This is a genomic window from Paenibacillus sp. FSL R7-0302 (genome assembly GCF_038006885.1).
Classification (GTDB): domain Bacteria; phylum Bacillota; class Bacilli; order Paenibacillales; family Paenibacillaceae; genus Paenibacillus_AQ.
Genome location: NZ_JBBOWB010000001.1, coordinates 5,537,992 through 5,560,981, shown reverse-complemented (window position 1 = coordinate 5,560,981; position 22,990 = coordinate 5,537,992). Strand labels below are relative to the sequence as shown.

Annotated in this window: 22 protein-coding genes and 1 riboswitch; of the genes, 15 read left to right on the top strand and 7 right to left on the bottom strand. The window is 52.9% G+C overall.

Annotated elements, in window-relative coordinates; genetic code table 11:
- Window positions 1-43 precede the first annotated feature (43 nt).
- On the bottom strand, window positions 44-1,060 hold the full coding sequence (qoxA, locus tag MKY96_RS24025) for a cytochrome aa3 quinol oxidase subunit II (protein ID WP_340943917.1): 1,017 nt from the start codon (window positions 1,058-1,060) through the stop codon (window positions 44-46).
- A 499-nt stretch (window positions 1,061-1,559) separates the two neighbouring features.
- Between qoxA and MKY96_RS24020 the strand changes: the two genes are divergently transcribed.
- The 5 genes from MKY96_RS24020 to MKY96_RS24000 all read left to right on the top strand — a co-directional run bounded on the left by MKY96_RS24020 (window position 1,560) and on the right by MKY96_RS24000 (window position 6,830).
- Window positions 1,560-2,714: a polysaccharide deacetylase family protein gene (locus MKY96_RS24020; protein ID WP_340943915.1), complete on the top strand. Its 1,155-nt coding sequence runs from the start codon at window positions 1,560-1,562 to the stop codon at window positions 2,712-2,714.
- Window positions 2,715-2,906: 192 nt separating this feature from the next.
- Entirely contained in the window at window positions 2,907-3,296 is a 390-nt protein-coding gene (locus MKY96_RS24015) for a GntR family transcriptional regulator (RefSeq protein WP_340943914.1), read from the top strand.
- A complete protein-coding gene (locus tag MKY96_RS24010) occupies window positions 3,289-4,191 on the top strand; it encodes an ABC transporter ATP-binding protein (RefSeq protein WP_340943912.1) in 903 nt (300 codons plus the stop codon). The genes MKY96_RS24015 and MKY96_RS24010 overlap by 8 nt, the downstream gene beginning before the upstream one ends.
- Window positions 4,145-6,172 carry a hypothetical protein gene (locus MKY96_RS24005; protein ID WP_340943910.1) on the top strand — a complete coding sequence of 676 codons (2,028 nt, stop codon included), beginning with the start codon at window positions 4,145-4,147 and terminating at the stop codon, window positions 6,170-6,172. Before MKY96_RS24010 ends, MKY96_RS24005 begins: the two co-directional genes overlap by 47 nt.
- Window positions 6,173-6,308: 136 nt before the next feature.
- Window positions 6,309-6,830, top strand: a complete 522-nt coding sequence (locus MKY96_RS24000) for a mismatch-specific DNA-glycosylase (protein ID WP_340943908.1) — start codon at window positions 6,309-6,311, stop codon at window positions 6,828-6,830.
- A 444-nt stretch (window positions 6,831-7,274) separates the two neighbouring features.
- Here MKY96_RS24000 and MKY96_RS23995 read toward each other — a convergent pair whose 3' ends face one another.
- Together MKY96_RS23995 and MKY96_RS23990 are read right to left on the bottom strand one after the other, a co-directional pair.
- Complete coding sequence (locus MKY96_RS23995) at window positions 7,275-7,463, bottom strand: hypothetical protein (protein WP_340943907.1); 189 nt, start codon at window positions 7,461-7,463, stop codon at window positions 7,275-7,277.
- 39 nt (window positions 7,464-7,502) lie between these two features.
- Window positions 7,503-8,462, bottom strand: coding sequence for an MraY family glycosyltransferase (locus MKY96_RS23990; RefSeq protein ID WP_445322055.1), 960 nt, complete (start codon window positions 8,460-8,462; stop codon window positions 7,503-7,505).
- Window positions 8,463-8,556: 94 nt separating this feature from the next.
- On the opposite strand from MKY96_RS23990, the gene MKY96_RS23985 reads away from it, so the two are divergent.
- Both MKY96_RS23985 and MKY96_RS23980 read left to right on the top strand, forming a co-directional pair.
- Complete coding sequence (locus MKY96_RS23985) at window positions 8,557-9,246, top strand: YjjG family noncanonical pyrimidine nucleotidase (protein WP_340944755.1); 690 nt, start codon at window positions 8,557-8,559, stop codon at window positions 9,244-9,246.
- A gap of 105 nt (window positions 9,247-9,351) precedes the next feature.
- Window positions 9,352-10,044 (top strand): hypothetical protein, encoded by a 693-nt coding sequence (locus tag MKY96_RS23980; protein ID WP_340943903.1) that lies wholly within the window; start codon window positions 9,352-9,354, stop codon window positions 10,042-10,044.
- A gap of 123 nt (window positions 10,045-10,167) precedes the next feature.
- On the opposite strand, the gene MKY96_RS23975 is transcribed toward MKY96_RS23980, so the two are convergent.
- Window positions 10,168-11,151: a ring-cleaving dioxygenase gene (locus MKY96_RS23975; protein ID WP_340943902.1), complete on the bottom strand. Its 984-nt coding sequence runs from the start codon at window positions 11,149-11,151 to the stop codon at window positions 10,168-10,170.
- 395 nt (window positions 11,152-11,546) lie between these two features.
- Between MKY96_RS23975 and MKY96_RS23970 the strand changes: the two genes are divergently transcribed.
- The 7 genes from MKY96_RS23970 (at window position 11,547) to MKY96_RS23940 (ending at window position 16,993) form a co-directional block, all read left to right on the top strand.
- A complete protein-coding gene (locus MKY96_RS23970) occupies window positions 11,547-12,383 on the top strand; it encodes an AAC(3) family N-acetyltransferase (protein WP_340943900.1) in 837 nt (278 codons plus the stop codon).
- Window positions 12,384-12,470: 87 nt separating this feature from the next.
- Complete coding sequence (locus tag MKY96_RS23965; RefSeq protein WP_340943899.1) at window positions 12,471-13,403, top strand: manganese-dependent inorganic pyrophosphatase; 933 nt, start codon at window positions 12,471-12,473, stop codon at window positions 13,401-13,403.
- Between the two features lie 163 nt (window positions 13,404-13,566).
- A complete protein-coding gene (locus MKY96_RS23960; protein WP_340943898.1) occupies window positions 13,567-14,142 on the top strand; it encodes a hypothetical protein in 576 nt (191 codons plus the stop codon).
- Between the two features lie 21 nt (window positions 14,143-14,163).
- On the top strand, window positions 14,164-14,865 hold the full coding sequence (locus MKY96_RS23955) for a pirin family protein (RefSeq protein ID WP_340943895.1): 702 nt from the start codon (window positions 14,164-14,166) through the stop codon (window positions 14,863-14,865).
- Window positions 14,866-14,901: 36 nt separating this feature from the next.
- Window positions 14,902-15,231, top strand: a complete 330-nt coding sequence (locus MKY96_RS23950) for a hypothetical protein (protein WP_339222501.1) — start codon at window positions 14,902-14,904, stop codon at window positions 15,229-15,231.
- A gap of 182 nt (window positions 15,232-15,413) precedes the next feature.
- On the top strand, window positions 15,414-16,508 hold the full coding sequence (locus tag MKY96_RS23945) for a Glu/Leu/Phe/Val family dehydrogenase (RefSeq protein WP_340943893.1): 1,095 nt from the start codon (window positions 15,414-15,416) through the stop codon (window positions 16,506-16,508).
- 140 nt (window positions 16,509-16,648) lie between these two features.
- Window positions 16,649-16,993, top strand: a complete 345-nt coding sequence (locus tag MKY96_RS23940) for a DUF898 family protein (RefSeq protein ID WP_340943891.1) — start codon at window positions 16,649-16,651, stop codon at window positions 16,991-16,993.
- 766 nt (window positions 16,994-17,759) lie between these two features.
- Here the strand turns inward: MKY96_RS23940 and MKY96_RS23935 are convergent.
- From MKY96_RS23935 to MKY96_RS23925, 3 genes are all read right to left on the bottom strand, one after another.
- Window positions 17,760-18,437, bottom strand: a complete 678-nt coding sequence (locus MKY96_RS23935) for a peptidylprolyl isomerase (protein ID WP_340944752.1) — start codon at window positions 18,435-18,437, stop codon at window positions 17,760-17,762.
- Between the two features lie 145 nt (window positions 18,438-18,582).
- On the bottom strand, window positions 18,583-19,896 hold the full coding sequence (locus MKY96_RS23930; RefSeq protein ID WP_340943888.1) for a voltage-gated chloride channel family protein: 1,314 nt from the start codon (window positions 19,894-19,896) through the stop codon (window positions 18,583-18,585).
- 72 nt (window positions 19,897-19,968) lie between these two features.
- Window positions 19,969-20,030, bottom strand: a riboswitch (Fluoride riboswitch).
- An 86-nt stretch (window positions 20,031-20,116) separates the two neighbouring features.
- Window positions 20,117-20,725, bottom strand: a complete 609-nt coding sequence (locus tag MKY96_RS23925; protein ID WP_340943886.1) for a hypothetical protein — start codon at window positions 20,723-20,725, stop codon at window positions 20,117-20,119.
- 269 nt (window positions 20,726-20,994) lie between these two features.
- Here MKY96_RS23925 and MKY96_RS23920 point away from each other — a divergent pair, with 269 nt between their 5' ends.
- Entirely contained in the window at window positions 20,995-22,890 is a 1,896-nt protein-coding gene (locus MKY96_RS23920; RefSeq protein WP_340943883.1) for an ATP-binding protein, read from the top strand.
- Window positions 22,891-22,990 lie beyond the last annotated feature (100 nt).

Genomic DNA, 22,990 nt, shown 5'->3' with positions numbered 1-22,990 from the left:
AGGGTAGCTCCTTTCAGTGTGTTGCATTAAGCTCTTCAGAGAGCTAGTGTCCTTCATGTGTGCTTTCATCCACAGGGGAGCTTGGCAGCGGCTGATCGACTTCCGGATCAGGCTTGCTGTCGAATTCCGTTCCGCTGGACGGCTCGGGAGACGGATGAATTTCCTTGTTATCCTGATGCTCCGGATTGCCGTTGTCCATATCCATCTCTTTGCCGCCGCCGCTCATATGGTCTCCGTGATTTCCCGGAGGAGGGCTGAACTCCAGATGGGTGGAGGAATACGTTTTGCGTCCGAGGTAATCCGTGGCCAGCAGGCCTTTGAATTCTTCCTCAGTCAGCTTAGGTGCGGTTTCCTTCACTTCCTTCACCCAGTCCTCGTAACCCTTGTTACTAAGTACAAGCGCTTCGAATTCCATGTGGGCAAAGCCTTTACCGCTGAAGTTAGCATTCTTTCCGATATAAGAGCCTTCCGTATCAGCGGAGAGATGAAGCGTTGTCAGCATGTCGCTCATGGCGTACTTTTGACCGGCAAGCTGTGGAATCCAGAGACTGGTAATGGTGCCGAACGAGTACATTCTGAATTCTACCGCACGATGCACCGGCATATTCACGTAGTTCACCGTCTCGATCCCTTCCTCAGGGTAGCTGAAATGCCATTTCCAGTTGGAAGAGGAAGCATAGATGACCAGCGGAGTCTGATCTTGATAGTCCGCAGCCACATTCTCCACTTCGTTAGTCGTCTTGACGGTAACAACGGACAAGAAGGCTACGATAATGATCGGGATAATGATCCAGATGGCCTCAAGTACCACATTGCCTTCTTCATGTTTAGGAATGTAGCCCTCATTACTCTTCTTCGCACGATATTTCACCAGTACAAAGATATACAGAATGTAGACAACAGCCAGAACCCCGAGCATAACAAGAATAGAGAGCACAATGGTGTCAGATAACGTCCTTGCAGACGGCCCCTTCGGGTTCAGAACAGCGATTGAGCTGCATCCCGGCAGGAGAAGGATCAGGCTTAGAAACAAAGCGTATAACGGTCCCTTTTTTTTCATATAGAACTCCTTCCTTCAATACTACTTTTCATTCGCCGTTCATTAACGGGAGTACATTGATCTGTATCTATAGTAAGAACTACTTACCCATAATGCAAAATACATATTTTGTATAAATATATAAAATAGACCTTAAAAATGGCGAACAAGTTAAATATGTGTGATCAAATTGTTACAACTCCCTAAGGGTATGATAAAGATCACTGTAGTGGCGCACTTTAGCTAATTTTAAGGTTGTTCAATTTTTGTTCAAAATTCCGATATTGTTATTAATTTTGTCACAATTATTCTGTGCCAAAAACCGCTGTTTTAACCGTGCAACGCCTGCTGTGACAGCATTCGACGAGAATTGCGTGCTTTCTGAAAATAATGGCGAACCCTCATTTATGATTGCATAAGAGTAACAATTTCTTAGCTTGCGGTTACAATCTCTCAAATTACGTTGAAAGTATATATGATAAAGTGATAGACAAATATACATAGATTGGAGACTGCTGCTGTGCGCATCAAGAAAATTCTGCTTTTATTCATGTCTTTATTCCTAATTATGGGGCTTGTGCAGGTCCCGGCTGACGCTAAAGGTGATAGCACTATTCTTAAACTCGGAGTCAACGATAAATTAAGCAAGGTTGAAGCTGTATCCGTAAAAGGCACCTATTATGTACCGCTGCGCGCGCTTGCGGATGAGCTGAAATGGACCCTTACCGGACTGACGGACGGGATTCACGTAGCCGGCGGGACAGGTTCGCTGACCCTGCTGAGCAAGGACGGAGGTGCGGTGCTGAAGGATGGGACTGCCGTGCCTATGAGCACTTTCGTACAGGACGGCAAACTCATGGCTCCGCTGAAGCTCAGCGGGTACCTCGGGTATAGCATTTCCTATGCGGGAGATAAATATTTACTTCGTGTGAAGGACGGCTCGGCGCAGCTTACCGATGCAGCCTTCACCGATAAATATGCTGCAGAGCTGAAGCCTAAGGCTCCAGTGGCTCCGGTAACTCCAGTCACTCCGGTTCAGCCCACGGAGCCGGGCAAGCCTGGCCGGACCGTGTATCTGACCTTTGACGACGGCCCGTCAGCCACGACTGGCGACCTGCTGGACATCCTGCGTAAATATGACGTACAGGCAACCTTCTTCATGCTGGGGAACAATATGAATCAGCACCCCGCTCAAGTGAAGCGGACTGCGAAGGAAGGCCATGGCTTAGCGCTGCATGGCGTGACCCACCGCCAGGAGAAGTTCTATGCATCCCCTTCAGCGGCGCTTGCCGAGATGTCAGGTGCCAATGCGACGCTGAAGAAGCTGACGGGAACCAGCACCACCTTGATCCGTACGCCTTACGGAAGTAAGCCCTATTTCACCAAGTCCTTCAGGGATAAAGTCCTGACGCAGGGCTATCATCTCTGGGACTGGAACGTGGATTCCTATGACTGGAAATACAAACAGAACAGCGACAGAATCTATAACACCGTGATGGATCAGGTGAATAAGCTGAAGGCGTCCAAGACCAATCCGGTCATTCTGATGCATGACCAGAAGGCTACGCTCAAGGTGCTGCCGCGTATTCTGGAGAAGCTGAAGAAGGAAGGCTATACCTTCAAGCTCATTACAAAGGATATGGAGCCGCTCAATTTCTGGAAGGATAAACGCTGATTACTGCTATAGCAACAGCAAAGAGCAAGCCCGGGAGACAATCTGTTCCCGCAGGCTTGCTCTTTTTTTGCGCCGAAACTAGACAAAGTAAAAGTTAATGATTGACATCAATCCTCAACTGTATTAATAATAGTAGTACAGTTAATACACTATGATACAGCAGCCGGAGTATCAGATGAAAGGAGGACTGTCATGTTCGAGTTGGATGTACGCAGCCGCAAGCCGATCTATGAGCAGCTGACCGACAAGGTGAAGGAGTTGATTATGCATGGTATTCTGCGGGCGGATGAACAGCTGCCTTCGGTGCGGGCGTTATCCTCGCAGCTTACCGTGAATCCCAATACGATCCAGAAGGCCTATAGGGAACTGGAGCGTGAGGGGTATATCTATTCACTGCAGGGCAAGGGCAACTTCGTAGCCGAGTTGCAGCAGGGCCAGAGTGAGAGCAAACGGGCAGAGCTGAAGGAGGAGCTGCTGCGGCTGATGGCAGAAGCAGTCTACCTTGGGTTCACGGAGACAGAGATCAGTTCCTTGTACCGCCAGGCGCTGGATATGAGAAGAGAGGAGAGCAGCCATGATTGAGATACGCGGTGTGAGCAAGATTTTTCAGGAGGAAAAGGCTGTGAACGGCCTCTCGCTGACGGTACCCAAAGGGGCCATCTACGGATTGCTGGGATCAAACGGAGCAGGCAAAACCACGCTTCTTAAGATGCTTGCAGGCATCTATCGCCCGGATACAGGAAGTGTCAAGGTAGGCGGGCGGCCCGTCTATGAATCACCTGAGGTGAAGCGCAGTCTGTTCTTCATGCCGGACAGCCCTTATTTCTTCCCGCAGGCCACAATGAAGAGTATGGCGGAATTCTACCGCTCAATCTATACACAGTGGAGTCAAAAAAGGTATGAGGAGCTGGTTACAGTGTTCCGGCTCGATCCCCGGCGCAGGCTCAGCCGCTTCTCCAAGGGGATGCAGCGGCAGGCCGCCTTCCTGCTGGCGCTTAGCTGCAAGCCGGATGCGCTGATTATGGACGAGCCGATCGACGGCCTGGACCCGGTGATGCGCCGCCAGATCAAGAATCTCCTGTTCCAGGAAGTCGCTGAGCGCGAGCTTACCGTGCTGATCTCCTCGCATAATCTGCGGGAGATTGAGGATCTGTGCGACCATGTCGGCATTATGCATGAGGGAAGGATGCTTGTGGAGAAGGATCTGGATGATCTGAAGGCCGACACGCACAAGATTCAGGTCGCTTTCCGTGACGTACGTCATGCGGCGGCGCTGGAATCCAAGCTGCAGATCCTCCATCAGGAGCAGCGGGGAAGCGTCAGCCTATACATTGTAAAAGGGGAGCGGGAACGCATCAGCCAAGCTTTTCATGTCTATGACCCGTATGTGTATGACCAGCTTCCGCTGACGCTGGAGGAAATCTTTATCTATGAAATGGGGGATGCCGGTTATGACGCGCAGCCGATTATTCTGTAACAGCAGCATTATCCGCCAGAACCTGCGCCAGTATGGCTGGATCGGAATTTTGTATACACTGGCACTCTTATTCATACTCCCGCTGCAACTGTTCATTAACGGCGACCGGCTTAAGGAGCCTATCGTAATAGACGGACTGTTCAACCTTGGCATGGACATTGCGGCAATCCTGATTCCTTTTCCGATTATTGCCGGATTGTTCCTCTCACGTTATATACAGTCCCGGAGGTCCTCCGACCTGATGCACAGCCTTCCGCTGCGCCGCTCGAATCTGCTGTCTTCCCATATGCTTAGCGGTCTGCTACTGCTGCTGCCTCCGGTGTGGGTCACTGCTGCGGTTACGGCTCTCGTCCGTCCCCTGAAGGGCAATATGTACATCTATCACGGAGCGGAGGTCTGGGAGTGGTGCCTGACCCTTACGGTGCTGACCCTGTTCCTGTTCGCGTTCACCCTCTTTGTTGGCATTTGCACAGGGCAGAGTATTCTACAGGGAATTGTAGTCTTTATTCTTCTGATGCTTCCGTCTGTACTTCTGGAGATCATCAATATGCATTTCAACAGATTTCTGTACGGATACGTGGATTGGTTCGGCCTGTCAGCTGTGGAGAAGAACGTATGGTCTCCGCCCCTGCGTATAACCAATCTGACGACAGATCCTTTAAGTGGAGCAGAGATATGGAGTTATGCGTTTCTGTCTGCTGTGTTCCTGGCGTTGTCCTTCCTGCTGTACCGTAAGCGTCAGAGTGAACAAGCCGGACACGCCATGGCTTTTACCTATTTCAATCCGTTGTTCAAAGCCGGAGTGATGCTCTGCACTATGCTGGTGGCCAGCAGCTACTTCGGCAGCATCAGCCGGCAGCCCGGCTGGATCATCGGCTGGGTCTTGGCCGGAGGGCTGATCGGATATATCACAGTGGAGATGGTGCTGCGCAAAACCTGGCAGATCCTAACCCGCAGACTGCCGCTTGAATTCGCGCTGTACAGCGTGCTGCTGGGCCTGCTTATCTACATTCCTATCTCCGGCCTGACGGGTTATGAGAGCCGGGTTCCGCAGGCTGATAGGGTTGTCGGGGTATTTGCCGGAGACAACTACCAGGCACTAATGCGAAGCCTGGAAGGCGAGACTGCCCCGGAGGCATGGAAGGAGGAGCTGTACTCCACTGACCCGAAATACATTGAAGCGGTAACTGCACTCCATCGTGCCGTGGTATCTGCAAAGCCTGATCAGAGAAAAGAACTGTGGAGTGAGTATCGTCAGACCCGGCATTTTATGCTGGTGTACCAACTGGAGAACGGACGGAAGCTTACGCGCAGTTACGTGATTCCGGTAGCGGGCTACGAACCGGAGCTGAAAGCGGTGATGGAGGATGCTTCATACAAGCGGGATCGTTATCTCCTCACCCGGATGAACGGGAATCTGGAGAGCTTCAGGCTGAATTACAGGAACAAGACCCTCAGTATTTCTGACCCGCAGGATGTAGAGGCGTTCACCGGAATTCTAAAGCGTGAGATCCTTAACAAATCCTTTGCGGATGAAATTTCTGATCAACGGGAGAAGGCAAGCATTCAATTAATCTATAAGCCGAAATCACCCGAGAGCGCCCTCTCCTATTCGTACAACTGGAACCGTTCCTACAAGGAAATGACCGCCTGGCTGGAGCAGAAGGGGTATGCGGATAAGCTGAAGATAACAGCGGAGGATGTTAAATCGGTTGAACTGTTCAAGGATGTCCATCATAACGCAATCCCTCCAAGAGAGCTTTATAATGCCGAGGTCCGCCTGCAGCTTGCGCGCAGCGAACAGCGGACGGTGAAGATTACCGACAAGACGCTCATTGATGATATTCTGCTGCACCAGCGTAAATTTACCCGCCAAGAGGGTAGAACCGTAGTGCTGATCGAATACAAGAAGGGCAATGAAGAATTCAGTTCATTGGAAGAACAAGACATGGACCCGGCGCTTAAGGCGCTTCTTCCCTAATTCACTGCACAGCCCCTGCCCATGGGATGATTCTCCGGGCGGGGGCTGTTGCCTGTTATTATGATCTATGCGTTATGGGTTATAGTAAGGTAAGGCTGCTGCGAACAGAGTGCAGCCTCTGCAAGGAGGGGATGGAATGGAAGAAGTGCCGGATCATCTGGATCATGGACTCCAGATTGTATTCATCGGGTTCAACCCCAGTATCCGCTCCGGGGAGCTGGGGCATCATTATGCCAATCCGCGCAATAATTTCTGGCGCATACTGCATAAGTCCGGGCTGACGCCGCGGTTATACGAGGCTTCCGAGGACGGGGAACTGCTGAAGCTGGGGTATGGCTTCACCAACATCGTCGCCCGCCCCACCGTAGGCGCTGAAGATATCACCCGCGAGGAGTACGCCAAGGGCCGCGAGCTTCTGCGGGCCAAGCTGGAGGAGTACCGCCCGGAGATTGCCTGCTTTGTCGGCAAGGGTGTATATACAGAGTTCAGCCGCAGAACTACAGCCGCCTGGGGCTTCCAGGAAGGTATTGCTCCCGTGGTGGACGGAGTCCGCGAGTTCGTCGCCCCGTCATCCAGCGGTCTGGTCCGCATGCCGATGCCGGAGATCATCGGAATCTACTCGCAGCTGCGTGACTTCACGGAGGAGCAGGAGCCTTAAGGCCGTAGAAACGCGTCATATAGTTGCGTGGAATCGATGTATGCGAAAAACCGAATACAATCGGTACAGATGGGGGTGCGCGGGCCTGATGTATGCGGAAAACAGCATACATTTGCTGGCGCGCAGGCGTGTGTCCCGAATGTATGCGAAAAACAGCATACATTGTGCTGGTGCGCAGGCGTGTGTCCCGAATGTATGCGAAAAACAGCATACATTTGCTGGCGCGCAGGCGTGTGGCCTGAATGTATGCGAAAAACAGCATACATTTGCTGGTGCGCAGGCGTGTGGCCCGAATGTATGCGAAAAACCTGACGCATGAGCTGACGCGAGGGCGAAAGGGTGTGTAGTATCGGGTTTGTGGTTTTAAATCGCATCCCGCTTAAACAGCGGAGAGGACGGAACGAATGCGGAAAAGCGATAGCGGTCGCCTTTGTCTCCGGATTTTTACCGATTAGGGAAATAAATAAAATCTGGAGACAACAGCGATTGTAGCAACGTTCCGTTCGCGGAGCGTCCACCCAAGTGCCCGCGTTGATCCTGCTCAAAAGTAAAAGGTTCTCCCATATAATCAGGCAGCGCCCACGCTGATCCTGCTCGAAAAATTAAAAAGGCTGCCCCCATCAGCCATTTCATGACTTTTGGGAACAGCCCTTTTAATAAATAGCAGCCTGCCTACGTCTGGATCAGCAGCAGAATGATGGACGACAGGGAGAGGCAAACGCTGGCCAGATAGAGCACGCCGACCACCTGTCTCTGGTTCAGACCAGCCTTGAGCAGACGGTAATGAACCTGACTGGCGTCCGCCTGATAGATGGCTTGTCCCTTCAGGAAGCGTCTGATGACGACAAAAATATTGTCGAAGATCGGTACGCCCAGCGCGAGAATCGGAATGAACAGCGACAACACCGTAGCCTGCTTGAAGGCGCCGTCCAGCGCAATCACCGCCAGAATGAAGCCGAGGAAGGTGGCGCCGGCATCGCCCATGAAGATTTTGGCCGGAGCCTTGTTGAAGCGCAAGTACGCCAGCGTAACCCCGATCAGCGAAATTGCCATGTAGGCAGAAGTAGATTGGCCCATCGTGAGTGCGACTACAAACAGGGTAACTGCCGAGATCGCTGTAAGTCCGCCGGCCAGACCGTCCATGCCGTCCGAGAAATTAATGACCGTAGTGACGCCGAAGATCCAGATGATCGTCAGCAGGAACTGCAAAATGAACGGCAGTGAGATATAATCACCTGAGAACGGATTAATGAAGCCGGTAAACGCATTGCCGGAAAAGAACACCAGAACCGCGGCGGCAATCTGTACGATGAACTTGGGCAGGGCCGGGAAATCCTTGCCTTTGGTTTTGTACCAGTCATCGATGGTTCCTATAGTCAGCAGAAGCACACCGCCAATGAACAGGGCGAGCGTCTCCAGGGTGAATTCACGTGCGAAGAGCAGATATGTAATGAAAAAACCTACGAATATGGCATAGCTTGCCGTTAGCGGGATAGGCTCCCTATGGATTTTGCGTTCAACATCTTCCCTCGGCCTGTCCACGAAATCCAGCCGGAAAGCCAGCCTGCCCAGAGGAGGAATCAGCAGATAAACGATAAAAAATGACACGAGAAAAGCTAAACCGTATAAAATGACAATCACCCCGTTGATTTTTTTAAGGCCTATCCCAAATTATATCGCAGAAGGATGTATGTTGTCGAACTACATAAGCGAGATGGAGGAAATGATGAAATACGAATGTATCTTATTTGATGCCGATGATACGCTGTTCGATTATGGAATGGCAGAGAGTCATGCCTTGATCCATGCCTTCGCCCACTTCGGGCTGCCGACGGGCGCGCAGGAGTATGCCGCCAGCTACCAGGAAATTAACCATGGACTGTGGAAGGAGCTTGAACAAGGGCAGATTACCGCTGCCGCCCTGCGGGTGGAACGGTTCAACCGGCTGTTCGCCGCCCATCAGCTCAGCCTGAAGCCGGATGAATTCAGTGAAGCATATTTGCGTTTTCTGGGGGAAGGCACCTTCCTGATTCAAGGGGCGGTAGAGATCTGCGGAGAGCTGGCGGGATGCAGGCTGGCTATTATCACTAATGGCTTCAAGCATGTACAGCAGTCGAGGATCAAGGGTTCTCCGCTAAGCGAGGTGTTCGAGGAGATTATCATCTCAGAGGAGGCCGGTTACCAGAAGCCGGAGACGGGGATTTTCGACTATGCTTTTGCTAAGCTTAAGCTGTCCGATAGACGCAAGGTGCTGATCGTCGGGGACTCCCTGACCTCGGATATCCGGGGCGGGAACAATTACGGCATCGATACATGCTGGTTCAATCCGCTGGGCAAGCCCGGTGATCCTGAGATCCTTCCTACCTATGAAATCCGCAGTCTGGACGAGCTGGTGGAGATTGTGAACCGCGCGTAAGCGGAATAAAAGACGGCAGGCAGGTTGAAAGTTTCGCTTCCGTGTTAAATATATAGGGACGCAAAGTTTATACTTTTTTAACAACAACATACGGGAGAGGATATTATGAGAAAAAAATGGCTGATTGCCGCGGTGGTCACCGGCATGACGGTAACAGGCTCGGCAGGGGTGTATGCGGGCACCAAGCTGCAGCAGATTAAGGCTTATCTGAACCATAGCCTGGGTATTGTGGTGGATGGTAATCCTTTTTGGATGAAAGACGGCAACGGCAAAACCCTGACACCGATCACCTACGAAGGTCTCACCTACCTGCCGGTCCAATCGATCGCCACGGTGCTGAAGGTGCCTATCAATTATGACTCGGTCAACTATAAAGTGAGAATTGGTGCCGGCAGTGCGGATATTCCTGCGCCGACTCCTGCTCCGGGAACCTCTACCGGCGGGGGGAATACAACTCCTGCTCCAGTAGTGGAGGGAACGGCCAGACCGGTTAATCTGCCTAAGGATTTTCCGATTCCCCAGGACGCCCTGATTGCGATCACGCTGGATACGGATGCTAACGGCCAGAAGAAGGTGGCGTTCACGTATTCCACGCAGGAGACACTGGAGATCATGGGCTTCGTGTATAGTGAATATGCGCGGATTAAAAACTTGGATAATGCCTCGGAGTCGGTATCAGCCAGCAATGTCAAAATTACGGGCAGACTCGGCGGGACGAGTCCTGTATCCATCACAGGCAAAGCCTCCACGGCCCGGCCCGGCTTCAATCTGTTCACGATCACTTGGTCGGAGAGCTGATCTGAGCCGGTAAGCCTAAGCTGTTATGCAGGCTTGGCCAACTCAAAAGAAACTCCGGCTTGTAAGTCAGCCGGAGTTTCTTCATGTGCAATTCGCCAAGGCTAATTCACCAAGGTAATATGATCAGACTTGCGGGCGGGTATCCAGCGGCTTCAGGTGGGCCTCAATCTGTTCACGCTTTGCTTCCAGGAACGGAGGAAGGGCCAGCGCCTCGCCCAGATGCTCAACCTCTTCATCCGTGGCGAATCCCGGTCCGTCCGTTGCCAGCTCGAACAGAATACCATTCGGCTCCCGGAAATACAGGGAGCGGAAGTAGAAGCGGTCCACAAAACCCGAGTTCGGGAGCTGTACGCTGCGGATGCGTTCAATCCACTGCTTCAGCTCCTCTTCGTTATCGACGCGGAAGGCTACATGATGCACGCCGCCCCGTCCCAGGCGCTCCTGTGGAAGATCGCTGCGTTCCTCCAGATGGATCTCCGTACCAGAGCCGCCTTCGCCAGTCTCGAACACGATAATATCCGGCTGGCCCGTGACTGGAGAAGGATAACTGCCTGCACGGCGGAAGCCGAGCAGGTCCTCCAGAATCAGGGCCGTATGCTCAGCAGTCTCGACCGTCAGATGTGCCGGTCCCAGTCCGACTATGGCATACTCGGCAGGTACCGGGCTCTTGGCCCAGGGCTTACCGCCGGGCATGCCCTCGTTATGCTCATCTGAGATGAGGATGAGGCGCTGGCCCTCATGGTCGGTGAAGGCCAGTGTCTTGCGGCCGCCGCGTTCGGTGATTTCTTCATGCTCTACGCCGAGCACCGTGAAGCGCTGTGTCCAGAAGAGCAGGGCATCATCTCCGGGAACACGCAGGGAGAGTGCGGAGATGCTGTTATTGCCGTCGCGGTTTCGCCCTGCGTTAGGCAACTCGAAGAAGGTAAGCTCCGTGCCTGGATTCCCGGTCTCATCCCCGTAGAACAGGTGATAGACAGATACGTCATCTTGGTTGACGGTCTTCTTAATCAAGCGGAGTCCGAGCACTTCGGTGTAGAATTTGTAGTTCTCCGGCGCTTTGGCGGTAATGGCAGATACATGATGAATTCCTTTTAGTGTTAAACTCATGGGAATACCTCCTGAAGTTTGGTTGTTATATAAGACACACTTAAGAGTTGAACTCGAAGCTAGGTCGTCACTGCGGTGAACATTTGGACTTCCGGCCGCTGTTGTATTAGGATTTCCTGATTAGAACCGCTCTTCGCGGTAGAAATCCAAATACAAAGGCGGTCGCTAACGCTCCTCCAGTTCCAAATTTCCCCTCCGCTTCTTTTTGCTTTTTGTTAATTTCTTTAGTGTTTCTTATATAACTTGGGTTGTTATATAAAAGCTGCAAATTACTTATTAATATTAAGTTACTATAATTTTAATAGTAAATGAGTAATTTTGCAAGATGTATTTCAGGGTGTATTTCAAGATGCATTTCAAGCTGGTATTTATTATTCAGGAAAGCGGGGTTAATCATGCACACCAGATCAAGTCTGATGAAGCAGCTGGAGAGGATGGGAATCGATCCGCAGGGGACACTGCTGGTCCATTCCTCGCTCAAAAGCATCGGTGAAGTAGAAGGGGGAGCGGATACCGTACTGGATGTTCTCTCAGAATATATGAAGGAGGGGCTGCTGGTCCTGCCCACCCATACCTGGTCTTATATCGACGGGCAGAATCCGCGCTTCTCTGTGCTGGAGTCTCCCGCCTGCGTAGGAATTCTGCCGGAGCTGTTCCGGAAGCGGCCGGGCGTGATCCGTTCCTGGCATCCCACACATTCGGTGGCGGCGCTGGGCAGGGAGGCGGCGGTGTTCATAGCCGGAGATGAGCGCTGGGATACGCCCTGTGCACGCGGGTCGGTCTATGGCAAGCTGCTGGACCGGGGAGCGGAGATTATGCTGCTCGGTGTGGATCTGCGGAGGAATACGTTCATTCACGGCATTGAAGAGTGGGTGGATATTCCCGGCCGGATGACGGACGGGCCTGAGGCGCTCTATACCGTGACGCCGGAAGGAGAGGAGATTGCGGTGCCTTCGCGCAGACACTGCGGACTGTCCTGGTCGGAGCATTTCTGGAAGGTGGAGACTGTGCTGGAGGACGGCGGGGCGCTGCGCCGGGGCAGCTTCGGCGATGCGGCGGTTATGCTCTGCGGCACGGTGGAGACTACGCGTATCCTGAGTGATATGCTCAGGGAGAACCCGGATCTGTTCTCGGATAACGAGCCGCTCTTCGGGGAGAATGCGCCTGAGGCGCTGCCGAAGACGAAACGGGGTCAACCTGTACAGGCAGTGCAGGAGCATACCAAGCGTTAACCCAGGCCGGATATTTACGGGTCTCTGGCAGGTTTCTATCAATGTATGGTATATTATTCTCACAAAAACATAGTAAGGAGATTGGAAATGACAAAAACTTTGATCTTTGGTCACAAAAACCCGGATACAGATACGATCTGCTCGGCCATTGCTTATGCGGCACTGAAGAAGGAACTGGGCTGGGATGCCGAGCCGGTCCGGCTTGGAGACATCAGCGGAGAGACTCAGTTCGCCCTCGACCACTTCGGGGTAGAAGCGCCGCGTCTGGTGGAGAACGTTGCTACAGAAGCTGAACAAGTGATTCTGGTTGACCATAATGAACGCCAGCAAAGTGCGAATGATATCGATCAGGTTCGTGTGGTTGAGGTTATTGACCATCACCGGATTGCGAACTTCGAGACCGCCTATCCGCTGTATTACCGGGCTGAGCCAGTCGGCTGTACGGCTACCATTCTGAACAAGCTGTACAAAGAGAATGGCGTGGCCATTCCTAAGAACATCGCCGGTCTGATGCTGTCCGCTATCATTTCCGATTCCTTGCTGTTCAAATCGCCGACCTGCACGGAGCAGGATGTGGCTGCTGCGCGTGAACTGGCGGTCATTGCCGGAGTGGATGCCGAGAGCTATGGCCTGGACATGCTCAAAGCCGGTGCCGACCTGAGCGATAAGAGTATTGCCCAACTGATCTCTCTGGATGCCAAGGAGTTCAAGATGGGTGAATATAAGGTGGAGATTGCCCAGGTTAACGCTGTGGATGTGAATGATGTCCTGTCCAAACAGCCGGAGCTGGAAGCGGCGCTTACCGCGATTATTGACGACAAGGGACTGGATCTGTTCCTGTTCGTGGTTACCGATATTCTGAACAACGATTCCGTGGGTCTTGCACTGGGCCGCGTAGCCGGAGCTGTGGAGCAGGCTTACAATGTGAAGCTGGATGATAACAAGGCTGTGCTGAAGGGTGTAGTGTCCCGTAAATCACAGATTGTACCGGTTCTTACCGAGACGATCGCCAAGCTGTAAATGCTGCTTCCGGGTGCACCCGGAGCAAGAAGGTTGTCCCGTGACCGGCTGTGCCTTTTCCTCAGGAAAAACGTACAGCCGGTTTTATTTTACAATTCACAGCAACTCCTTGCCGCCTGAAGGGTATAAACAGCATAGGACATTATAGAGGGGGACGGGAATAATGGGGAAGATGCGCAAGCTGGCGATTTCAACAATGTGCCTGATGATGGTCTCGGGGGGAGGCCTGCTGTATGCTGCTGCCGGCAAAACAGATCTCTCATTCTATGTGAATAATATGCTGCTTAAGCAGCCTGCACTATCCTCGGATGGCGGGGTCTATGTGCCTGTGGAGCAGCTTTCGGAGAATATGCAGGCGATTGTATCCGTGGACGAGTCAGCAGGGACGGTCAAGATCTACAAGCCTAATGTGAACACGGTGCTGCTGGATGAGCAGGGTAAGATTTTTGGCAAAGTCAGAATGGACACCAGCAATACCTTCTCTGCCCTGGTGCAGGTGGATGATCTCAAAACAGATATCTCCGATCTGAAAATCACCATTACAGACCCGGCAGGCAAGACGGATGTTGTGGATAACCAGCCGATTACAGAGAAGAAGGACAGCTTCTGGTTCAAATCGGCAGCGTATAATTATAAGGTTACCGACAAGGGGAGCTATATGATCCAGGTGTATTTCAAGGATGCTGCGTCCAAGAAATGGTTCATCATTTCTGAACTGCAGATATCGACCACTTCATAATAACCACAGGAGGCGGTTCCATTGATTACAATCTATCCAGCTGCGTCTGCGCACCAGTTCGATCACGGCTGGCTGAAGGGCAGTCATGTCTTCTCCTTCGGGGATTTCTACGATCCGGACAACACGGCCTTTGGGCCGATGCGTGTCTGTAACGATGATACGATCGCTCCGGGAAAAGGCTTCGGCGCCCATCCGCACAGTGACATGGAGATTGTCTCGATTGTGCTGTCCGGCGTGCTTCGTCATGAGGACAACCTCGGTAATGTCGCGCAGACGTCCTTCGGCGGCATCCAGCGGATGTCGGCCGGGACCGGCGCGATTCATACGGAGCATAACCCTTCGGACAGTGAGCCGGTCCGCCTGCTTCAGCTGTGGTTCATGCCCCGGAACCGGGGGACAGCTCCCTCCTATGCAACCGGACGCTTCGATCCGGCCAAGCTTGAAGGACGCTTGCTTCCGGTAGTAGCGGCTGAAGCGTCGGAGGAGATTGTTGATATAGCCCAGGATATGACGATTTATCTGGGGAAGGCCGAGGCGGGAGGGCAACTGAATTTCCGGCAGGAGCCGGGGCGGCGCAGCTTTGTATATCTGGTAGAAGGGCAGCTTACCCTGAACGGGAATGATGTGCTGAAGCCGGGCGATTCGGCAAGAATCGAGGACACAGCGCAGCTGGAGCTGAAGGCGGATGAGCATATACTGGTCATGGTGATTGATCTGCCGTAATGAGCGGCGGGAACCAGATATGAAGGAGGAGCTCGAATGGCAGAGCAGGAAAGAGTGCTGGTGAAGCATTCCGTAACCGGGCGCATGCTTGTGAACAGCATGGAGGGAGTAGGATACACCTTCGATGAGCAGGGCGGGCTGACCTTGATCACCCTGACGAATGTGGCGGCAGATAAGGGCGCTGCGGTGGTGGAGCTGAAGGCGGAGCTTAATGTCTTCCGCTTCGAGGAGCCTGCGGACGGTCCGGTCATCAAGCATTGGTACTACGTTGGAGATCAGCCCGTAACCTATGATGCGGACTCCGGGCGCTTAACGATAGCTGTGCAGTCCGAAATCGAGTACCGGCCAGATCAATACTGGGCCTAATCCCTTCACAGACCCCACCCCATGTGCTTACAATAGGCGTGAGGTTCGGGGTCTGCTGCTTGATGCGCATTTATGAAAAAAGATGAAAATGGGACAAATGAACTTGACAATACATTCCAGAACGACTAGCTTTGTTATGAAACGTAACATGTACATAAGAATAGACAGGAGAAATGAAGCGGATGGAATTGTTTGCGGCGATGGAGCGGGAGGATTACGAGGAAGTACTGTTTTGTCAGGATAAGGCATCAGGGCTTAAGGCGATTATTGCGATTCACGACACCACGCTGGGACCGGCGCTGGGCGGAACGAGAATGTGGACTTATGCAACGGAGGAGGAGGCGCTTGTTGACGCTCTTCGTCTGGCTAAAGGCATGACGTATAAGAATGCGGTGGCCGGACTTAATCTGGGCGGCGGCAAGACGGTCATTATCGGCGATCCGCACACAGACAAGAACGAAGCGATGTTCCGCGCCTTCGGCAGATACATACAGGGCTTGAACGGCCGTTACATTACAGCAGAGGATGTAGGCACTACGGAAGAGGATATGGATATCATCCACCAGGAGACCGACTTCGTTACCGGAATATCGGCTTCCTACGGCTCGTCCGGCAACCCCTCACCGGCTACAGCCTTCGGGGTATATCAAGGCATGAAGGCCGCAGCGAAGGCTGCCTTCGGCAGTGATTCCCTGGCTGGCAGAACCGTCGCCGTGCAGGGGGTTGGGAATGTCTCCTTTACACTATGCAAGTATCTGCATGAAGAAGGCGCACGCCTGCTGGTTGCAGACATTCATAGAGAGGCAGTGAACCGGGCCGTGGAGGCTTACGGGGCAACCGCCGTAGACCCGGGCGAAATTATTGGAGCAGATTGTGATATCTATGCACCATGTGCGCTCGGTGCCACCATTAATGATGAGTCTCTGCCGCAGCTTAGAGCCAAGGTGATTGCAGGGGCTGCCAATAATCAGCTCAAGGAGCCGCGTCACGGGGATGCGCTGCACCAGATGGGGATTGTCTACGCACCGGACTATGTAATTAACGCCGGGGGCGTTATTAATATTGCCGATGAATTGAACGGTTACCACAAGGAGCGGGCGTACAAGCAGATCTCCCGAATCTATGACAGCATCACCCGTGTGCTGGAGATCTCCCGCCTGAAGGGGATTCCGGCTTATGCGGCTGCGGATCAGCTTGCAGAAGAACGGATATCCCTGCTGCGCAACAGCCGCAGCACCTTCCTGCGGAACGGGCAGCACGCCCTTAGCCGGAGATAAGCCCCCAGACGGGTATTTTCGACTTCTTTCTACTTTTTATCCATTTCCCGTTTGAATTGTGAGAAATGTAGCAGTACTCGCCATGGATAATAAGGAAAATAGAACCAGGAATAATTTGCATGAATGAAAGGCGGAGGCCCATGGGAGCACTGCATATGAATCCGGCAGCGATGAATTATGGAAGCAGGGAATCTTATTTTGACGGGAAGCTTATTGAGTACATTGGCTGGTGTCTGGTAGGCTGGCTGGTTACGGTCTGTACCTTCGGCATCTGCTATCCCTGGTCAATAGTCATGCTCTACCGCTGGAAGGTCGAGCATACCGTGGTGGAGGGGCAGCGCCTGCGGTTCGACGGTACAGCCGTCAGTCTGTTCGGACAATGGATCAAATGGTTCCTGCTGACGCTGATTACGCTCGGAATCTACGGCTTCTGGGTGGTCATTAAGCTGGAGCAGTGGAGAACGAAGCACACCCACTTCCAATAAGAAGCTGCATGCTTCAAGTATACTTAAGATGCGAAGAAGAGCCATTCTCCGGTTATGGGGGATGGCTCTTCTGTGTGGATTTTGGAGCAAGACTAGTTGAGCATCAGACCTATAGAAGTTAATGCAGTTCAACCAAGCAGTGCTTTATGGCGTGTAGTTCCAAGTAGACATTCAGGGATAGTTGCAGAATGTACACTTAAAAACAGCGAAAAAGAAGGCTTGCCTCTTCTAGCTGTAATCTGTACAACTAAATCTGCCCCAACGGGTGGAAACTCGGGAAAGTGGGGATTTTAAGTGTACGAAATACAGCTAAACGTATACTGGGAAGCCAACCAGACGTTTTAGTTGTACAAAATACAATTAAGCCTATCGCCTATGAATGGTTACGGTACTCGGGGCGCTGCAACAAACTGCAGGTGCTGGAACGATAGCAACTGCAGTTTGTACATTAGAATGCTGTAAAAAAGCCTACAAAATTGATTCTATTGTATTCAGTACAATGGAATGTTGAAAAAAGGCCATTTTTCAGCTAAAACACAACATTCCACTGTATGAAATACAATAGAATCTTATTTTACGGTCGGCTATGCCTTTTCTATTGCAGGAAATACAATCAGCTACTTGAATGTAGGAGTTGAAGTCAGCAACGGGGTTCAGCCCTAGTGTTAAATCGATGTTCATGCTCAGATTTTAACACGCCTGAGGTCTATTCTTACAGTTCTAAATCTGATGCTTTACTAGTCTGTGCAACCCGCTTGCAGGCTGCTTATTGTACTTTTTGCGGCTCGGGATACGTAACCCCAAGGGTATCAACGGTGACCTTCTTCATTACCGGCGGCTGATCCGGACGGTCATTCTTGCCACGCGGCAGACTGACGATGGCCTGGACCGCTTCGAGTCCTTCGGTAACCTTACCGAAGGCGGCGTAATCGCCGTCCAGGCTTGGATAAGCAGCGGCCATAATGAAGAACTGGGAGCCGGCAGAGTTCATATCTTTACTTCTCGCCATGGACAGCACGCCCTCTGTATGCAGCAGATTGTTGGTGAAGCCGTTGTTATTGAATTCTCCCGCAATGCTGTAGTCCGGTCCGCCCATTCCTGTGCCATCCGGGTCTCCGCCCTGAATCATGAAGCCCGGAATGACCCGGTGGAAGATGGTTCCGTCATAGAAGCCCTTCTTGATCAATGAAATGAAGCTGTTGACCGTATTGGGGGCAACCTCGGGATACAGCTCGGCCTTAATTACAGCGCCGTTATCCATCTCAATCGTAACCACCGGATGACTGGCTGTGGCTGAAGGCACGCCTTCTGTAGCGGCGGCGCTCTCCTGTGGTGCTGCTGTAGCCTCACTGCCTGCTCCGGTACTGCTGTTACCATTGCCGGCGGCATTATTATTCACTGGCTTGTTGCCGCAGCCCGCCAGAATGACGAGTATCAGGCACATCACCGCAAGCAGGATGACGGGTTTTCTTGTGATAGACTTCACTTCAGCATCTCTCCTTTTGAATAATCTGGTGCATTCACCTCTGTATCATACCTTCTTTGTCCTGCTTCTGGCAAAGCCTGCTTCCGCGCCCTGCCGGATTCCGCTACTTTGGTGCGGGCTGCTCCTTGGCGGAAGCAAGCGTCGTTCCTTCGGGAACCGGCAGCAAGGCGCTTTTGGAGATGCCGATGAGCTGGGAGCTGTAGATGCCGCTGTGCCCGGAGAACAGATAGCTGATGATGCAGGCGATGAACATATAGACCGCTCCGCCGGAGCCGAACAGCTCGATGCCCATAATGAAGCAGGCAAGCGGTGTGTTGGTGGCTCCGCAGAAGACAGCGATGAAGCCAAGCGAGGCCAGAAAAGGCCCATATAGATGGAGTACTCCGGCCAGGCTGCTACCCAGAGAAGCTCCGATCGCGAACAGCGGCGTCACTTCGCCGCCCTGGAAGCCGGTCCCCAGGGTGAAGGCGGTGAAGATCAGCTTCCACAGAAAGGCGAAGGGCGATACGCCGTCTTCTAAGGAGCTGTTGATCAGCGGAAGGCCCAGCCCCAGATAGTCCCGAGAACCGGCTATGTAGACCAGGGCAATAATGATCAGCCCGCCGGCGGCGCTTTTGAGCATAGGATTACGGATGATGGCGGTGAAGGTCCGCTTCAGATAATGGGTAAGCTCACTGAACAGCAGGCTGCACAGGCCGAAGAGGATGGAGGCGAATATAACCTTGACCAGCACCAGGACATCCATAGCGGGGAAGACATCCACCTGATAGTGGGTATGGTAAACGCCCCACAAGCGGGAGGCTACCAGATCACCGGTGAAGCTGGCGGCAAAACAGGGCAGCAGCGCCTTATGGCTGATCAGCCCGATGGCGATGACCTCCAGGCCAAACACCGTTCCGGCCAGCGGAGTGCCGAAGATGGAGCCGAAGCCGCCGCTGATGCCGCACATCAGCAGGATTCGGCGGTCCAGCGGACCGATTCTGAGCCAGCGTCCGAGTGCGTCGGCCAGACTGCCGCCCATCTGCACGGCCGTGCCTTCGCGTCCGGCCGAGCCGCCGAAGAGATGGGTAATCAGCGTCCCGCCAAGAACCAGCGGGGCCATGCGCAGCGGAATCGCTTCATTGCCCTGGCGGATCTGCTCCAGGATCAGATTGTTACCCTTCAGGCTGCTCTTGCCGTAACGCATATACATTCCGCTGACGAGCGCGCCTCCTACCGGAAGCAGGAAGAGCAGCCAGGCATGCTCCAGCCTTACCTGGGTGACCGCATTCAGACTGGCCAGGAACAAGGCCGAGGCGCTTCCTGCCAGCAGCCCGACCAGTCCCCCCAGGATCACCCATTTGACGAATGTACTCCAGAGCGCAAGCTGGCTCTGGCGCGCTGCAAGTGCTGACCACTGTTCATACTTCCTCTTCACTATGGCTAACGCCCCCCGACCCGAAATACATACTACCCTGAAATCAAAACAGACTCCTACCAGCGCAGTTAACCACTGGTAGGAGTCATTAGCCCCGAAGGGCGGTTATGGCGAACTCCATCGCCGCAATTGAATGAAACTATCGTATGCCGATTGTCTCCAAAAGTCAATATGAACCTGGACCTTGGGTGTACGCTCCGGCAGGGACGCTTAGCCGTATCTACTCGTCGCCGTTTGAGCCGTTCAGCACATCGGTTCCGGGCATAGCATCAGGGTCCGGGGAGGCCGGGTCAATGCTGCTGCCGGGAACCAGCTCATCCGCATCCGGGACGTCCTCCAAAGGAGCGGCTTCCTCCGCTTCTTCGGTCACCTCGTCCTCCGTATCCGCATAATCAATGACACTGCCGGTTAAGCCAGCAGCCCCGGCCGTGTATATAGCATCTGACTCCAGCAGCTCATCCCGCTGCGGACCCGGGGTGACAGAGGAAGGAGCAGGGCGGTCTGCGCGCGGTCCAAGCCCGGCGTCCGGCACGTTCAGCCCGATATCGGCCGCTAGAATAGGGTCGCTCACTAGCTCCGGATCAGAGCCGTCATCCACTACACCGTCGAAATCAATCGGTGTGAAGTGGGCAGGGTCATGACTGGCTAGTGCGGATTCCAGCGGGCGGCTCCCGGCGTCTGCGGTATCCTCACTGGGGCTTTGTTCAGTAATCGTGCCAAGCGGACGCAATTCTTCCAGCGGGATATCCTGCTCAGGGGAGATACCGCCCATTTTGGTATAGCGCTCATATGCAAAGTCGGCTTCCGTCTTATTGAATTCGTTACCCATCGTCAATCAGCTCCCTTTTCCCTTGTTGTAAGTCTTCTTCATCTTATAGTACAACTATACCCGTTTACACGGCGGCGAATCTGCCCGGCATCCAGGCTGCCCATCTGATTAATATATTCATTTCGCCGTCAGAATAACCGGAATAGATGAATTAACCGAGCCGGTTCGAGGTTATTTGCAGTCTGATGGCAGGTATTGTGCAAACGTTGTCGAAAATAAGAATCATATGGACTATATAAATACAACTAAGGATTCACTGAGGTGCCACAATGAAGTTAGCATCAACCAGAACAGCCGCAGTCTTTATTATGCTGCTGCTTGTCATAACCATCATTCCGGCGGGGATCGCCATAGAATGGGATGCACATACCGAAGCGGAAATTCCGGCCTGGGAGCTGAAGTGGGAAACGGCCGGGAATAGCGGCATAGAAGCTGTAATGGCAGGGCCAGCCGCCGGATGGACATGGGTGCGGGCGGGGGAGGCCAGGCCCCTTTCGCCACCTGGTACCGCTTCCGCCTGGATGCGGATCACCTTGCCCCCTGCGGGAGCAACTCCCGCTATTCTGATCAATAGAGTATTTGGCGACAACCTGAAAGCATATATAGACAACCGGCTAATCTACGATTCCAGCGGGGATGTGGAATATAGCGGCAACAAGGTGCTGATTCCATTACCGGCACAAGATAGTGCGAAGCCGCTCTATCTATGGAATGCGGGCAGCGGGGAGTTTGGAATCGAGGGGGACATAAGGGTCGGCAGCTATAATCAGCTGCTGTCCTTTTATGTGAAGCAGGATCTGGTGGACGTTGTACTCGGAGCCGCCATGATCTTCATGGCCGGAGCGTTATTGATCTGTCTGCTGTTCCTTAAGCCGGAATTCTTCCACAGCGGTTTCTTTCTGGCGCTTGTCATCCTGTCCTTTGGAGTGCTGCTGCTTACATACTCCCCGTTTCTGACGCTGATTCTAAGCCGGGGGGACCGTCTGAGGCAGATCAGCTTCGATTTGGCCCTGTTTACCATTATGCCGGCGTTCACGCTTTATTTTGAGCAGTTATTCGGACCGGGCAAGCGGAGACTCACTACCCGAGTGCGTAAATTTCAGCTGGCCTACTCCCTGTTCTGTACCGCAGCGCTTATTCTGAATGCCGCAGTATCCTTCCGGCTGGACGCGCTGTATTCGGTTCTGACTATTAACGCAACCGGTGTACTAATGATTGCCCAGTTTGTCTACCTGCTGTATCTGGCGCTTTCTTATGCCCGCAGGGGCAATTCAGATGCCATTCTGTTCACTGGGGGCTTCTCTGTATTTGCCGTGGTTTCCGTGGCGGAGCTGCTGCATTACTTCATCTCGGCGGAGAGATATCATCTGTACTGGTGGAAATGGGGCATGATGGTGTTCATTCTTTCCCTGATAGCTATTCTGGGGAGAAGGTTTGCAGGAAGCCATGAGAAGGCGCTGGAATACGCCAGGGAGCTGGAGAAATTCAATAATGAGCTGCAGCGTTCGGAGAAAATGGAGATTATCAGCGAGCTTGCCGCCTCTGTAGCCCATGAGGTGCGTAATCCGCTCCAGGTCACACGCGGGTTCCTGCAGATTCTGGGGGAACGCTCCGGCAATAAGGAGAAGGAATATCTGCAGATGGCTGTGGGGGAGCTGGACCGGGCCTCGGTGATCATTACTGATTTCCTGACCTTTGCGAAGCCGGGCGTGGATATCGTAGATGTATTCGAAGTCTCGGGGGAGCTGAAGCATGTGTCGGGAATCCTGATGCCGCTGGCTAATCTGCAGGGCGGTTCGATAGAGCTGCGTCTGCAGCAGGAGCTTCAAGTGACGGGCAGTCCGGCCAAATTCAAGCAGGCGTTCATTAATCTGATCAAGAACAGCATTGAATCACTGCAGGAGGAGGGGCAGATAATCGTAACGGCCTGGAGGACAGGCAGCTCTGTAATCATCAGCGTGAAGGATAACGGCGAAGGAATGAAGGTCAGTGAGCTGGCCCGGCTGGGAGAGCCGTATTACTCCAATAAGACCAAGGGCACGGGGCTTGGCCTCATGGTTACCTTCCGTATTATTGAAGCGATGAACGGCACGATTAAGTTTAACAGCCGCAAGGGCGAAGGGACCGAGGTGCTTATTGAATTGCCGGCCTCCAGCATAAATTAGGAATTTTTTTTGTTTATTCCGTTTTTTTGAAGGGATGGGCATAGCATGGGGCGAAATATTAACACTAACAGAACTTTTCTTCTAAAACTTTCCTCTGAGG

Bases quoted from the DNA above. Each gene is read 5' to 3' on its own strand.
- qoxA (WP_340943917.1), bottom strand. From the start codon at position 1,060: ATGAAAAAAAAGGGACCGTTATACGCTTTGTTTCTAAGCCTGATCCTT.
- MKY96_RS24015 (WP_340943914.1), top strand. From the start codon at position 2,907: ATGTTCGAGTTGGATGTACGCAGCCGCAAGCCGATCTATGAGCAGCTG.
- MKY96_RS24010 (WP_340943912.1), top strand. From the start codon at position 3,289: ATGATTGAGATACGCGGTGTGAGCAAGATTTTTCAGGAGGAAAAGGCT.
- MKY96_RS24005 (WP_340943910.1), top strand. From the start codon at position 4,145: ATGAAATGGGGGATGCCGGTTATGACGCGCAGCCGATTATTCTGTAAC.
- MKY96_RS24000 (WP_340943908.1), top strand. From the start codon at position 6,309: ATGGAAGAAGTGCCGGATCATCTGGATCATGGACTCCAGATTGTATTC.
- MKY96_RS23995 (WP_340943907.1), bottom strand. From the start codon at position 7,463: ATGAAATGGCTGATGGGGGCAGCCTTTTTAATTTTTCGAGCAGGATCA.
- MKY96_RS23985 (WP_340944755.1), top strand. From the start codon at position 8,557: ATGAAATACGAATGTATCTTATTTGATGCCGATGATACGCTGTTCGAT.
- MKY96_RS23980 (WP_340943903.1), top strand. From the start codon at position 9,352: ATGAGAAAAAAATGGCTGATTGCCGCGGTGGTCACCGGCATGACGGTA.
- MKY96_RS23975 (WP_340943902.1), bottom strand. From the start codon at position 11,151: ATGAGTTTAACACTAAAAGGAATTCATCATGTATCTGCCATTACCGCC.
- MKY96_RS23970 (WP_340943900.1), top strand. From the start codon at position 11,547: ATGCACACCAGATCAAGTCTGATGAAGCAGCTGGAGAGGATGGGAATC.
- MKY96_RS23965 (WP_340943899.1), top strand. From the start codon at position 12,471: ATGACAAAAACTTTGATCTTTGGTCACAAAAACCCGGATACAGATACG.
- MKY96_RS23960 (WP_340943898.1), top strand. From the start codon at position 13,567: ATGGGGAAGATGCGCAAGCTGGCGATTTCAACAATGTGCCTGATGATG.
- MKY96_RS23950 (WP_339222501.1), top strand. From the start codon at position 14,902: ATGGCAGAGCAGGAAAGAGTGCTGGTGAAGCATTCCGTAACCGGGCGC.
- MKY96_RS23945 (WP_340943893.1), top strand. From the start codon at position 15,414: ATGGAATTGTTTGCGGCGATGGAGCGGGAGGATTACGAGGAAGTACTG.
- MKY96_RS23940 (WP_340943891.1), top strand. From the start codon at position 16,649: ATGGGAGCACTGCATATGAATCCGGCAGCGATGAATTATGGAAGCAGG.
- MKY96_RS23935 (WP_340944752.1), bottom strand. From the start codon at position 18,437: ATGTGCCTGATACTCGTCATTCTGGCGGGCTGCGGCAACAAGCCAGTG.
- MKY96_RS23925 (WP_340943886.1), bottom strand. From the start codon at position 20,725: ATGGGTAACGAATTCAATAAGACGGAAGCCGACTTTGCATATGAGCGC.
- MKY96_RS23920 (WP_340943883.1), top strand. From the start codon at position 20,995: ATGAAGTTAGCATCAACCAGAACAGCCGCAGTCTTTATTATGCTGCTG.